Origin of the sequence: Flavobacterium fryxellicola, assembly GCF_900143245.1 — a bacterium.
In the GTDB taxonomy this organism is placed as follows: domain Bacteria; phylum Bacteroidota; class Bacteroidia; order Flavobacteriales; family Flavobacteriaceae; genus Flavobacterium; species Flavobacterium fryxellicola.
On record NZ_FRDK01000006.1, the window covers coordinates 155,685 to 168,615 of the forward strand.

General features: G+C 35.0%; 13 protein-coding genes. 1 reads left to right on the forward strand and 12 read right to left on the reverse strand.

What is annotated here, in order from left to right:
- Positions 1–12: 12 nt before the first annotated feature.
- From BUA03_RS10640 to BUA03_RS10685, 10 genes are all read right to left on the reverse strand, one after another.
- A complete protein-coding gene (locus BUA03_RS10640; RefSeq protein ID WP_066077536.1) occupies positions 13–1,065 on the reverse strand; it encodes a sugar phosphate isomerase/epimerase family protein in 1,053 nt (350 codons plus the stop codon).
- 37 nt (positions 1,066–1,102) lie between these two features.
- Positions 1,103–2,266, reverse strand: coding sequence for a Gfo/Idh/MocA family protein (locus BUA03_RS10645; RefSeq protein ID WP_066077538.1), 1,164 nt, complete (start codon positions 2,264–2,266; stop codon positions 1,103–1,105).
- A 7-nt stretch (positions 2,267–2,273) separates the two neighbouring features.
- The gene (locus BUA03_RS10650) at positions 2,274–3,977 is read right to left on the reverse strand and encodes a GMC oxidoreductase (RefSeq protein ID WP_066077540.1); all 1,704 of its coding nucleotides are present in this window, start codon (positions 3,975–3,977) and stop codon (positions 2,274–2,276) included.
- Between the two features lie 53 nt (positions 3,978–4,030).
- Complete coding sequence (locus BUA03_RS10655; protein WP_066077542.1) at positions 4,031–4,594, reverse strand: gluconate 2-dehydrogenase subunit 3 family protein; 564 nt, start codon at positions 4,592–4,594, stop codon at positions 4,031–4,033.
- Between the two features lie 457 nt (positions 4,595–5,051).
- Positions 5,052–6,242: a hypothetical protein gene (locus tag BUA03_RS10660; RefSeq protein WP_066077543.1), complete on the reverse strand. Its 1,191-nt coding sequence runs from the start codon at positions 6,240–6,242 to the stop codon at positions 5,052–5,054.
- A 15-nt stretch (positions 6,243–6,257) separates the two neighbouring features.
- Complete coding sequence (locus tag BUA03_RS10665) at positions 6,258–7,088, reverse strand: type 1 glutamine amidotransferase (protein WP_066077545.1); 831 nt, start codon at positions 7,086–7,088, stop codon at positions 6,258–6,260.
- Between the two features lie 42 nt (positions 7,089–7,130).
- Positions 7,131–8,237, reverse strand: a complete 1,107-nt coding sequence (locus tag BUA03_RS10670) for a carboxylate-amine ligase (RefSeq protein WP_066077547.1) — start codon at positions 8,235–8,237, stop codon at positions 7,131–7,133.
- A 192-nt stretch (positions 8,238–8,429) separates the two neighbouring features.
- Positions 8,430–9,377: an ATP-grasp domain-containing protein gene (locus tag BUA03_RS10675; protein ID WP_066077548.1), complete on the reverse strand. Its 948-nt coding sequence runs from the start codon at positions 9,375–9,377 to the stop codon at positions 8,430–8,432.
- 43 nt (positions 9,378–9,420) lie between these two features.
- Positions 9,421–10,134: an esterase family protein gene (locus BUA03_RS10680; RefSeq protein ID WP_066077550.1), complete on the reverse strand. Its 714-nt coding sequence runs from the start codon at positions 10,132–10,134 to the stop codon at positions 9,421–9,423.
- 296 nt (positions 10,135–10,430) lie between these two features.
- Positions 10,431–10,832 carry a glyoxalase gene (locus BUA03_RS10685; protein ID WP_066077553.1) on the reverse strand — a complete coding sequence of 134 codons (402 nt, stop codon included), beginning with the start codon at positions 10,830–10,832 and terminating at the stop codon, positions 10,431–10,433.
- Positions 10,833–10,902: 70 nt separating this feature from the next.
- On the opposite strand from BUA03_RS10685, the gene BUA03_RS10690 reads away from it, so the two are divergent.
- Positions 10,903–11,286: an acyl-CoA thioesterase gene (locus BUA03_RS10690; RefSeq protein WP_066077555.1), complete on the forward strand. Its 384-nt coding sequence runs from the start codon at positions 10,903–10,905 to the stop codon at positions 11,284–11,286.
- A gap of 37 nt (positions 11,287–11,323) precedes the next feature.
- Here BUA03_RS10690 and BUA03_RS10695 read toward each other — a convergent pair whose 3' ends face one another.
- Positions 11,324–12,580, reverse strand: a complete 1,257-nt coding sequence (locus BUA03_RS10695; RefSeq protein ID WP_066077558.1) for a mechanosensitive ion channel family protein — start codon at positions 12,578–12,580, stop codon at positions 11,324–11,326.
- A complete protein-coding gene (locus BUA03_RS10700; protein WP_066077559.1) occupies positions 12,573–12,857 on the reverse strand; it encodes a DUF3817 domain-containing protein in 285 nt (94 codons plus the stop codon). The genes BUA03_RS10695 and BUA03_RS10700 overlap by 8 nt, the downstream gene beginning before the upstream one ends.
- Positions 12,858–12,931 lie beyond the last annotated feature (74 nt).

Below are 12,931 nucleotides of genomic sequence, written 5' to 3' on the forward strand. Positions count from 1 at the left end.
TGTATTTAAGTTTTATAATCCTAAGCTTTTTCGATTAAAAGCCTGATTCGTTTCTACTGCTGCAAAATCATCAAAAGCCTTGTCTGTTACTTTTATAATGTGATTTTTTATGAATGCAGCACCTTCTCTCGCGCCATCTTCCTGATTTTTAATACAGCATTCCCATTCCATAACAGCCCAACCTTTAAAGTCATACTGTGCCAATTTGCTAAAAATAGTTTTAAAATCAATTTGTCCGTCTCCCAGCGAACGATAGCGACCGGCACGATTTATCCAGCTTTGATATCCACCAAAAGTCCCTTGTTTTCCTGTTGGGTTAAATTCGGCATCCTTCACATGAAAAGCTCTAATCTTTTCATGATAAAAATCAATGTATTGAAGATAATCTAATTGCTGCAATACAAAGTGGGATGGGTCATATAACAAGCAAGCTCTGGAATGGTTATTCACAGCCTTCAAAAACATTTCATAAGTTTCCCCATCAAAAAGATCTTCACCCGGATGAATTTCGTAACAAAGGTCTACACCATTTTGATCAAATTCATTTAAAATAGGCAACCATCGTTTTGCCAATTCTGCAAAGCCATCTTCCACTAAACCAGGAGGTCTTTGTGGCCAAGGATGAAAATACTGCCAAAGCAAGGAACCACTAAAAGTGGCATGAGCATTCAATCCTAAGTTTAGAGATGCTTTTGCGGCATATTTTAACTGTTGTACCGCCCATTCTTGTCTCGCTTTTGAATTCCCATGAACATTTTTTGGTGCAAACGCATCAAAAAAATCATCATAGGCTGGATGAACCGCGACTAACTGACCTTGGAGGTGAGTTGATAATTCTGTTATTTCTAATCCATAAGAAGCGATTTTTCCTTTTAATTCCTCCGCATAGGTTGTGCTTTCTGCTGCTTTTTGCAAATCAATAAAGCGAGAATCTAATGTAGGCATTTGAATCCCTTTAAAACCCAAATCAGAAGCCCACTTACAAATTCCATCTAAGGAATTAAATGGAGCTTCATCTCCAATGAATTGCGCTAAAAATACTGCTGGTCCTTTTATTGTAGTCATATTATATTTTATCTAAAACCTTTTTGAACTGTATTTTTTACAAAACAAAAGAAGTCCATTTTTTATCAGAGTGGGATGATGCCACTACATTTTCTATAAAGGCCATTCCGCGAACTCCATCTTTAACAGAAGGGAAATCTAACATTTCAGCTGTTGGCTCTTTACCTTCTAATTTACAGTTCAGTGTTAAGGCAAAATTTCGATAGATATTTGCGAAAGCTTCTAAGTATCCTTCAGGATGTCCACCTGGAGTTCGGCAATTATGGGTTGCAAATGAAGACAAATAGGCATAATTTGATCCTGCTCTTAAAATTTGTGTTGGTTCATTCAGCCATTTAACGACTAAGGTATTAGGATCGTGTTGCAACCATTCGATTCCTCCTTTTTCACCGTAAACTCTTATTTTTAAAGCATTTTCTTCTCCAGCCGCTACTTGTGACGCCATTAATACACCTTTCGCGCCATTATCAAATTTCAACAAGACCGCTCCATCATCATCCATGATGCGCCCTTCGACTAAGGTGTTTAGTTCCGCACAAACAGCTGTGATTTTTGCCCCTGTGATATATTCTGCTAAATGCGCAGCATGAGTGCCAATATCACCCATTACGGAACTTTTTCCAGACTTTGTAGGATCTGTTCTCCATGCTGCTTGCACATTTCCTTCTCGCTCGGAAAGTGTACTCAACCATCCTTGAGGATATTCAACCCAAACTTTTCTAATTTTTCCTAATTTTCCTTCATGAATCATAGCTTTGGCTTGTTTTACCATAGGATAACCAGAATACGTATGGGTTAGACATAGCAATAATCCTGTTTCTTCCACTTTTTGTTCCAAAAGTTTTGCTTCTTCTAAAGAAAAAGTCATCGGTTTTTCGATAACAACATTAAATCCGTATTCTAAAGCCATCATAGCTGGTGCAAAATGCGCAAAATTTGGAGTAACAATGGTTATAAAATCAATTCTTTCGTCATGCGGTAATGCAGCTTCTGCTTTGATCATTTCTTCATAAGTCAAATATGTTCTTGATTCTGGAAGAAATAAAGCCTTTCCGGATGCGAGAGCAGTTTCGGGTCTAATGCTTAGTGCACCACAACTTAATTCTATAAGTCCATCCATATTGGCGGCTAAACGGTGAATTGCACCTATGAAAGCATCTTGGCCTCCGCCGACCATTCCCATTCTTAATTTTCTCATCATGATGAACCTAAATATTTCCTTTTTTTAATTCCTTAACCGCATAATCACAAGCTCGAGCTGTTAAAGCCATGAATGTTAGTGATGGATTTTGACAGGCCACTGAGGGCATGCAAGCTCCATCAGTAACAAATACATTACTAACTTCATGCAATTGATTCCATTTATTCAAAACGGAGTCTTTAGGATCGTTACCCATTCTGGCAGTACCCATTTCGTGTATAGCCATACCGGGATAACAATCATTATCATACGTTCTAACATTTTTGATTCCAGAAGCTTCTAACATCTCGGCTGCATCATTCATCATGTCCTCTCGCATTTTAGCTTCATTCTCTTTGTATTCGCAATCAATGGCTAAAACAGGTTGTCCCCATTTGTCTTTTTTACTGTGGTCGATGTATACTTTATTTTCATAATAAGGCAACATTTCTCCAAATCCACCCAATCCCATGCTCCAAGAATCAGCTGGTAATGACATGGTAGCTTTGAAGTTTTCACCAAAAGCCAGTTCGGCTACTTCTTTATGCCATGATCCTCTACTGGCACCACCTTGATAACCAAAACCGCGCAAGTAATCACGTTTATCGTTACCTACATTTTGATATCTCGGAATATATATTCCGTTCGCTCTTCTCCCATAGGTATATTTATCTTCAAAACCTTCAGCAGTTCCTTCCGCTCCACAGCGGAAATGATGATCCATTAAGTTATGTCCTAGTTGACCGCTGGCATTTCCCATTCCATTTGGATGCGCTTCTGAAGTTGAATTTAGTAATAAGAAAGTAGAACCTAAAGTGGAAGCATTCACAAAAACAATTTTGGCATAAAACTCCATGGTTTCATTAGTTTCTGCATCAATAACTAGTACGCCTTTTGCTTTTTTGGTGTCTTTGTCATAAATAATATGATTTACGATAGAGTAGGGTCTTACGGTCAATCTATTGGTTGCCATAGCAGCAGGAAGGGTTGATGATTGCGTACTGAAATACGCTCCAAAAGGACAACCGCGACTGCATAAATTTCTGTATTGACAACTACCGCGTCCTTTATGTGGAACTGTTAAGTTGGCAGTACGTCCAATAGTAAGAATTCGGGTTTTATTGTAATGCTTTTCTAATCTTTCTTTAACTGATTTTTCTACACAGTTTAGATCCATTGGAGGTAAAAATTTTCCATCTGGCAAAAGAGGCCAGTTTTCGGCTTGACCACTGATTCCTGCATATTTCTCTACATAATCGTACCATTTTGTAATATCTTTATAGCGAATAGGCCAATCATTACCATGACCATCTTTAGCATTATCTTCAAAGTTGTGGTCACTAAAACGGTAACTTTGGCGGCCCCACATTAAAGATTTCCCGCCAACATGAAAACCCCTATACCAGTCAAAACGTTTGTCTTCCGTATACGGGCATTCTAAATCATTTACCCACCATTTTTCGGTCGCTTCATTGTATGGGTAATCTCTTGTTTGAACAGGATGCGTTCTTTTTTGTTCTTCGGTAAGTTTACCAGCGCGCTCAAATTCCCAAGGTGCTTTCATGGCTGATTCATAATCCTTGATGTGTTCAATGTTCATGCCTCGTTCCAACATCAAAACCTTTAAACCTTTTTCGGTAAGTTCTTTTGCTGCCCACCCGCCACTAATCCCTGATCCTACTACAATAGCATCATAAGTATTTTCCTCTTTTAAATTCGTATTTATATTCACGTGTAGTAATTTTTATTTATAAAATAGTTTAAAACAAAAGCCGCCAACAACAATTAGTTCGTTGCCCAAGCTTTTTGCCCAGGAGTATACGTGGCACTTCCATCATAGCGCCCTGGAACAGGTAAGTATTCGCGCGCTTGTGTACACCCTATTTCTGAAGAATAATACCCTAAAATAGTTAAATCTCGTGCGATTAAAAAGAAAGAAGGCGCTTTATCAGCAGCAATTGCCTCTTCTTGTAATGAAGTCACTAGTTTTTGACGTTCTGTAATGGACATGGATAAAAAGTCTTTATTGAATTCTTTTGAACATTGATATTGCATTGCTTTTAATCCTGATGCAAAAATTTCTTGCATCTTAGCGGGATAGCAATCTCTAATAATCATTGGAATAAAAGCACCAAGTCCTGCAGCTTTGGCTCCCGGAGAGGATGCTGTGGTCGGCAAAATGATATCGGCGAATTCAGCCAAAATTTCTTCATCCGTAGCAGAAAAAGATACTTGGTTTTTCTCTTTTTCGGGCAAAGTAAAACTTTCAAATAAAACCCCCATTGTAGTTGCTGAGATTGCGCTTCCCATCAAAAACGCAACGCTTTTAAGTGCTTCTCTTCTATTCATTTGCTAATTATTAAAATTAATGATTATTTAAAATTTAGGATAACTATACAATAATAAAGAAAAAAAAAGCAGGTTGATTTTTTTTATGTTAAAATATTGAATAATTCCATATTTTTCAAATTATTAAGGAAATCAGACAAAAAAATTCACTAAAGAACTAATTAAAGGGATAATATTGATTAAAATGACACATTCAGAAAATAAAAAAAGGAGAAAAAATAGCCATTGAAGCTAATTTAATAATTTATTAACAAGTTTTTGCTTATAAGATATAGCTATGAATTTAGTAAAAAATCTTTCAATGCGTTAAAATGACATTTATACAAAAAAAAGGTAGTGCATTGAGGCTCAAATATCTTTTTTGTAAATTAAAATCAACAACCGTCATACTGCGGTAAAAAAAAAATCAAGCTTCCGTTTTTTACTAAAAAAAGTGAGGCCTCGATTTAGAAAATAGCTACCTTTCAAATAATCCTAAAGTGCCACCAACCCAATCTTTATCCTTATTGAACTTTACACCTATCATTTCACCACGACTCAATCTAACAAGGTTACACAATAGAGTAGGGGATTTATCTTCTTTCTTCCAAACGCAAAGGACGCGCACTTCGGCTTTTACTTTACCGTTAGGTGATTGCACAATGGGCAGATAGTGTACTTTTTTTTGTAATATGTAAAGTTCCTTTTCTACTACTGCTTCGATATCTGCTTGAGTGACATGAAAAATAACTCCTGTGCCTGAAAAGGAGAACAAGGGCTTTAAAACATAATTTTCTAAATCCTTAGGAATTTCCTGAAGCTCACTTAAGAGTGTTGTTTCAATAAAATATTTCCCTTTTAAAAATGGTAATATAAATTTACTGATTCTGAAAAACCAATTGGGATGACCAGCCCATTCCACCTCAAGATCATCTGAGAAATTGAAGTCCAGTTTCAAATCTGGACGCAAATCCAATTCATCAAAAATAACCCGATTATAGATTCGTTTTATCAAAATCTCATCACCGTTTTCATTTTTGTAATACAGTTGTTTGCCCTTTTTTATCAATTCTGTAACACATACGATGGGAATACCGATATCCCTTTGACAATAATAAAAGTCAATTTTGGTATTCTGTTTTTCTGGTTCTATTTCAAGAAGAATAACATTTTCTTTGGGATGATTGTTGCAAATTGCTTCTTCTAGAATATGCAAATAGTCTTGTGGTTCAACATCCGTTATGAAGGGAGTTAACTCTTTAAGAAAGGGATAATGATTCTTAAATTTCTCATACAGATTGACTTGATAATTGTATAAAGATGGAAATCCTTGTACCTCGATTAGTTTTGGGATAACCGCGCCATCCTCTTCGCAAATACCAAAATCAATCGCTAAAAAAGTAGTGTGTTCATCTTCATTAGGTACGTTATGATTGAGTTCTAACGACCTGTTTGTAAGAGATTTGAATTCTTTTTTTTGAATAAAAGCTATAACTTCATTACAGCCCTCAATTAATTGATTTTTTAGTTCCTTCGAAATAAAAAAAGGGGTTTCTCCCAACCTGAATGTAGGTAGGTAATTGAAATCGGAAGCAATATCATCTTTAAAGTCTTGATATTTTTTGTCTGTAAATTGAGTAGTAAACAACTCCCGATATTTTGAAATCATTTGGAATAGGTAGTTTTAGTTAGAAAGCATTTTTTTAGTTTTCATCAAGTCATTTATCGCTATCCGAAGGAAATTTGGAATCAAGGTTTCATTGGTCCTGTAAATTTTATCATCGTCCATTAGGTCCTCTAACATATTCCGGAACTTCTTTTTACCTTTCATATTCTTGATTTTCTCCTTCGCATCTTTATTTCTCATGTGCGCAACAAAGCTTATGGGATCTGCTTCAGGATGAAATTGTGTACCTACGAAATAATCGGTGAAACGAACTGCCATAATCGCTCGTTCGTATTGCACATGATCCCTAATTTTTTCCAAAGAGATAATTTTCGCTCCTTTTTTAGCAAAAACACTTAATTTTGGCTGTACGACTTGATAATCTCTGGAATCAATTGCATAAAATGGATCAGCCAAACCTTCGAATAAAGGATCGGTTATGCCTTCCTTTGTTTTATGAATAGTCATTACACCAAAAGAGGTATCGTTTCTTTTTGTTACTGTCGCTAATCCAAAATGCAAGCAAGCCATTTGGAACGAATGGCAGATAAACAGAACATGCTTTTTTATTGCGTTTTGGTTATTCCACTTTGCTAACGAATCAATGAATTCATAGTAATTGGTATCCCAATTCCCATCTCCTATCAATGGATTTCCTGGGCCTCCAGTAGAAATATAAATATCAAATTTGCTGATATCCGGTAATTTACATTTTCCTCGAACATCAAATATTTCAAAACTCACTACAGGACTAAACCTATTCACCACATCAATAATACAGCGCATTCCCTGATTGGGTTCTCCGTTGTACATATCTAAAATCGCAATTTTTATAATTTTATTTAACATAATCGTAGTTCTAAAAAATAATAAGCAAAGGTACTTTATATTTTATAATCCCTTGGTAAATTCACCTGTTATAAAGTCGACCACGCTCGACAGACTACCTGTTTGGTGAAAAACAGCTAATTGTTTATCAGCACCGGTTCCGTATTTCAGAATTTCATGAACGTGATTTATATCGTCGCGACTGCCTAATTCATCCACCACATCATCTATAAAATCTAGCAATTCCAAAATTAGCATTTTAGTTTCCACTTCTTTTTGTAAACCAAAATCAATCATGTTATTCTCAATTCCGTATCGTGCAGCTCGAAATTTATTTTCCTTAATTAAAGCCAATCGATACACATTAAAACTGGTATTGTTCATGTTCAATTTGTACAATTTCGCTACAATTGCCTGAATTATGGCTACAATGCAAATCGTTTCATCGACTGTCAATGACATATCACAAATCCTAAATTCAATCGTATTATAAAATGGATGCAATCGTAAATCCCACCAAATTTTCTTTGGGTTATCAATACAATTAGTCTTTACTAAAGTCTCTAAATAGTTATCGTAGGATGCCACTGAGTCAAAATATTCTGGTAATCCTGTTCTTGGAAACTTATCAAAAACTTTGGTTCTAAAAGATTTATATCCTGTTTGTCTGCCTTCCCAGAAAGGAGAATTCGTAGACAGCGCAAAGATGTGAGGTAAAAAATAGGTTGCTTGATTCATCAATTGCAAACCGATTTCTCGATTTTCAATTCCTACGTGGCAATGCATTCCAAAAATTAAATTAGAACGTGCCGCATCCTGCAATTCGTTGACAATATCGTGATATCTTGGATCGTCAGTAATAGGCTGATCTTGCCATTTCGAAAAAGGATGTGTGCCAGCTCCGCCAACAATTAGATCTTGTTTGTCGGCTAATTCCACGATTTTAGAACGTAAAAACCGAATCTCATTTTTAGCATCGTTGACATTATTACAAATATTGGTTCCCACCTCCACTACAGATTGATGCATCTCAGCTTTAACCTGCTCATTCAAAATGATTTTGGCACCATCCACAATTTTAGATAAATGTGACCGCAAATCTCTGGAAACAGGATCTATAATTTGGTATTCTTCTTCTACACCAAGTGTAAAAACAGGTAATTTTTTCATTAGCATATTATTTAGGAGCTGTTTACTTCGTCAGTTCGCTTCGCTCGCGTCCCGCTTTCCGTTTCAATGTTTACTATTGGTTGTCTTGTTTGGTTTTTAAAGCAAACGCGTCAGCAAGTAATAAGGAATTTTCATACCAATCTATCTACAGGCTGCTGATCGAGGCCAAGGGGTTTCGTTAATTCATTCCTCTTATTTTCCCGCCGCCGCCTCTTTGATAAAAGTTCCCCAAGTCAAATTCATCTTTCCTGCTTTTTGTTTTTTTGCGGCAGCGATAGCCATTTTTGCAGCCTCTTCAACAACCCATTCAAAATTTTCAGCACCAACTGAAGTTAATTCGGCGTCAGGAGCCGGATTTCCAAAATCTATCGCATAAGGAATCCCGTCACGAACGGCAAATTCTACGGTATTAAAATCGTAACCTAACCCTTTGCAAAGGCGCAACGTATAGTCTTTTATAGTGGCTAACAATTTTTTATCTACAGGTGGTCCATCAATTACATAGCGCAAATGATGCGGATTTCTTGGTTCATATTGCATAATACGGACGGCTTTACAACCCAAACAATACACTCTAAAATATTCCGTAAAAACAATTTCTTCTTGTAACATCATGACTAATTGTCCTGTTTCCTGATGCTTTTCCCAAAACTCCTCGATATTTTCTAATCGGTATACATTTTTCCAGCCACCGCCAGCGTACGGTTTCATATAAGCAGGAAAGCCAATATATTGAAATATTCCTTCCCAATCCATTGGGTATTTTAGGTTGCGAAATGATTTTCCAGTAGTATCTGTTGGGTGTTCTGCTGATGGAAGAATTACCGTATTGGGCAACGGAACGCCTAACGTGTCGGCTAATGCATTATTAAAAAACTTATCATCAGCGCTCCACCAAAACGGATTGTTGATTACATTAGTTCCTGTTAAAGCAGCATTCTTTAAATAAGCGCGATAAAACGGAACATCTTGAGAAATTCGATCAATAATTACCGCATATTCCCCATCTTGATTTTGAACTACTTTATCAATAGCAACCGCTTCGGCAATTATTCCTTTTTCATTTTTTGAATTCACCCGATCTATAAATGCTTGCGGGAAAGTATCTTCCATTCCGAATAATATTCCTATTTTTTTCATCTTATTGTTGGTCTTTATACTTAATACTCGATTCTTAATACTTTTAAAAAAACTTGATTCTTGATAAATAATGGGGAAACATTTCTTGCCAAACAGGCCAATCGTGTTTTCGTTCCTGGCGAATGTCTAACCAATGGTGGATATTTCTATCCGTTAGAACCTTACTCATTTGCAGATTTGCGTCAAAACAAATATCCCAATTGGAGGTTCCAAGAACGATGTCCATATTCCATACTTCGTGGTCATCTAATCCATACAAATAATCTTCGGGACTGTTGTAAAATACATCGTCATTATGAAACCCATCCATAAAACTCTTAATATTGAAGGCACCGCTCATAGAAAAAAGATGGCTTACGTAACCGGGATGACGAAAGGCAAAATTTGCTGCATGATACCCACCAAAACTGCAACCTGCAACAACTACTTTTCCTGCAGAAGTATTATTTTTAATTTTCTCGACGATTTCATGACAAATCATTTTATCATATCGGACATGATTTTCTATGCGATGAAGAGGATGAATATTTTTATTGTAGAAACTGTCATTATCAATACTATCAGGACAAAAAACTTGTATTAATCCCTGTTCAATGTACCATTTTGCAGCATCAATCAGTCCCATATCTTTGTTTTCATGGTAACTCCCCATAGAAGTTGGAAATAAGACAACAGGATATCCTCCATGTCCAAAAACTAACATTTCTATGTCTCTATTTAAATTTGGAGAATACCATTTAAAATACTCTTCTTTCATACTTTTTAATTTTAACAATTATAATGAAAAAACTCATACAAAAGGCATCTTTAATTATACTTGATCAATATTTATTATAAAAAAGACTAGGATTACCAAATTGGAAATAAATGATAATATTAAGGTAAATAAGGAACTGTTTTTTAAATTATAAACAATAAGTTCACCCTTTTTTAACCTCTTGTCATATAAAAAAAATTATTTAGAAAGCCATAATGAACCATACTGACCGCAACCAATTATTTTCCTTTGGTGAAATTGAATTAATAAAAATAAACTAAGTCAAAATCGTTTCTTTATTTTGACTTTTTTTCAAACAGTTGTACTTGACTTTTTAAGCGTTCTACTAGCATGCTCATCATTCGCTTGTTGATGTTGGAGGCATTTTTTACGTAAATATCGTATTCAGCTGTGGTAAATAAACCAATCACCATCCCTTTCAGGACGTTTCTAAACTTGGTGTCTTTTTGAACTGCATTTTCCATAGTAGCCATCTTTTTTTCGATTGTGTAGGTTTGAAAATCAGTTTTATTTTTGCTTGCATAAGCAAGGAAAGAGGCTATCAATAAATCATTTTGTAACTTTAGAATAGGACGAAGGACCTCATTTTGAAATGATTCTTCCGTTGTGGATTGTGTGGTTACAGAACCGATTGCCTGTCCTCTATATTCATTTAAAAAAGTATCTCGTGTGTTCATTGTTTTTTTTTTAAAATTAAAAAAAAATGAAATAGGAATAGCTTAATTTTACACTTATATATAAAAACTTATGAGATTTCATACCAGAAAATGGGTAAAACCGGAAGATCTAAACCCAAATGGAACTTTATTTGGAGGTAAATTATTAGCTTGGATCGATGAAGAATTGGCTTTGTACACCATTATTCAATTAGAAAATACTCGAATCGTAACTAAGTACATGTCAGAAATCAATTTTAGAAGTTCAGCGCGACAAGGTGATATTATCGAAATTGGTATTGATGTCATCAAATTTGGAATTACTTCCCTGACCTTAAAGTGTGAGGCGAGAAACATGATGACGCGCGAAACTATTATCACAATTGATCATACTACAATGGTAAATTTAGACGCGGATGGAAAACCAAAAGCCCATGGAAAATCAGCAATAGAATATATCAAAGATAGGCTGTAGATTTCCAAACTGAAGCAGTGCGTGTTTAGGATTTTTGTTATATTTTGATATCATTTTCAGAGATAGTTTCAAAGATTTCCAAATCAAAATAACCCACTGAGGCAATAATATGATCAAATATATCAGACATGATGTATTCATAATTCTCAAATCGTTTGTCATGTGAAAATGCATAAACTTCCAGAGGAACACCATGCGAAGTAGATTGCAACTGGCGGCAAAGCATCAACATGTCTTTATTTAATTCAGGATAATTTAGTAAATATTCTGTAATATATTTTCGAAACAAGCCTAAATTGGTCAAATTTCGACCGTTAATTGCAAGTGATTTGTCTATTTTATTAGCTGCATTGTATTCGTCTATTTCTAATTTTCGGTTGTCAAGATAATCCGATATTAGATGGATTTTTTTCAAATTATCCAGTTCTGCTTCTTCTAAAAACCGAATACTGCTTGTTTTAATTAGAATGTGCCTTTTAATACGTCGTCCGTCTGAATTCAGCATGCCTCGCCAGTTTTGAAACGAATCCGAACTCAAACTATAGGTAGGAATAGTAGTGGTGGTATTATCAAAATTTCGAACTTTTACCGTTGCCAAATTAATTTCGATTACATCACCATCAGCTCCAAATTTATCCATCGTAATCCAGTCCCCAATTCGAACCATATCATTAATAGAGACCTGAACACTAGATACAAAACCCAAAATAGTATCTCTGAAAATCAAGATAATTACCGCAGAAACAGCTCCTAAAATCGTCAATAGCTCTTTTTGATCAATCTCAAACAATTTTGAAATGATTAAGGTTATTCCAATTACCCACAGCATGATCATAATAACTTGAATAAAACTATCGATTGGCTTATCGCTGTAGCGGGGTTTTAGTTTTAAATAATCCCGCAATGCATTAAAAATGGTGCGTATAATCCATAATACTAAAATGATAATGTAAATACCAACTAGCTTACCAAAGAAAGTTTCCCAATAAACAAATCGGTCCAAAATTATAGGAACTGATTTGTAAATAAATAAAAGTGGAATTAAGTGCGCAATGTATTTGGCTGTCTTATTGGTAACTAATAAATCATCAAATTTAGTTTTAGTTTTTTGGGCAATAACGGCCATTATAGTAACCAAAATAAGACGAAAAACAACATAGATAGCATACGCCATCACGCATAAAACAAGGATATTTAATACTAAACTAAGATAAGAAGCAGTACTACTTCCCAATCCCCATTTACGAAAAACAGGATATAGAAAAGTGAATATTTTTTCTATGTATTTATACATTTTGTAAATATTTCTTATCTACATAAAAAGTTCCAAAAGGAATTAAAGAACCCAAACAGATAATTCCAAATTTTTTAAAATCCCAGTTTTGTTCAAATTTCAATATGATAGCTAATATAATATAACTAACAAATAAGATTCCGTGCGCCATTCCTATTGGGAAAAGCAATGTTTTATAAAGCGCTAAATTAGTTGGTTTTACAGCAAGCATATTTGAAAACAAAGCCAAATAAGAAACGCCTTCGAGGATAGCGACAATTTTGAAAATTTTGAGCATAAGATTAAATTTGGGAGTAAAAGTAAAAAAATAGGTTTTGAAAAAAGGAACATCTACCTTTATTTGTGTCAAAA

What these genes read in the sequence shown, in the direction of transcription:
- BUA03_RS10645 (WP_066077538.1), bottom strand. Translation starts at nt 2,266, where the DNA reads ATGATGAGAAAATTAAGAATGGGAATGGTCGGCGGAGGCCAAGATGCT.
- BUA03_RS10690 (WP_066077555.1), top strand. Translation starts at nt 10,903, where the DNA reads ATGAGATTTCATACCAGAAAATGGGTAAAACCGGAAGATCTAAACCCA.
- BUA03_RS10640 (WP_066077536.1), bottom strand. Translation starts at nt 1,065, where the DNA reads ATGACTACAATAAAAGGACCAGCAGTATTTTTAGCGCAATTCATTGGA.
- BUA03_RS10700 (WP_066077559.1), bottom strand. Translation starts at nt 12,857, where the DNA reads ATGCTCAAAATTTTCAAAATTGTCGCTATCCTCGAAGGCGTTTCTTAT.
- BUA03_RS10685 (WP_066077553.1), bottom strand. Translation starts at nt 10,832, where the DNA reads ATGAACACACGAGATACTTTTTTAAATGAATATAGAGGACAGGCAATC.
- BUA03_RS10695 (WP_066077558.1), bottom strand. Translation starts at nt 12,580, where the DNA reads ATGTATAAATACATAGAAAAAATATTCACTTTTCTATATCCTGTTTTT.
- BUA03_RS10660 (WP_066077543.1), bottom strand. Translation starts at nt 6,242, where the DNA reads ATGATTTCAAAATATCGGGAGTTGTTTACTACTCAATTTACAGACAAA.
- BUA03_RS10655 (WP_066077542.1), bottom strand. Translation starts at nt 4,594, where the DNA reads ATGAATAGAAGAGAAGCACTTAAAAGCGTTGCGTTTTTGATGGGAAGC.
- BUA03_RS10665 (WP_066077545.1), bottom strand. Translation starts at nt 7,088, where the DNA reads ATGTTAAATAAAATTATAAAAATTGCGATTTTAGATATGTACAACGGA.
- BUA03_RS10670 (WP_066077547.1), bottom strand. Translation starts at nt 8,237, where the DNA reads ATGAAAAAATTACCTGTTTTTACACTTGGTGTAGAAGAAGAATACCAA.
- BUA03_RS10680 (WP_066077550.1), bottom strand. Translation starts at nt 10,134, where the DNA reads ATGAAAGAAGAGTATTTTAAATGGTATTCTCCAAATTTAAATAGAGAC.
- BUA03_RS10675 (WP_066077548.1), bottom strand. Translation starts at nt 9,377, where the DNA reads ATGAAAAAAATAGGAATATTATTCGGAATGGAAGATACTTTCCCGCAA.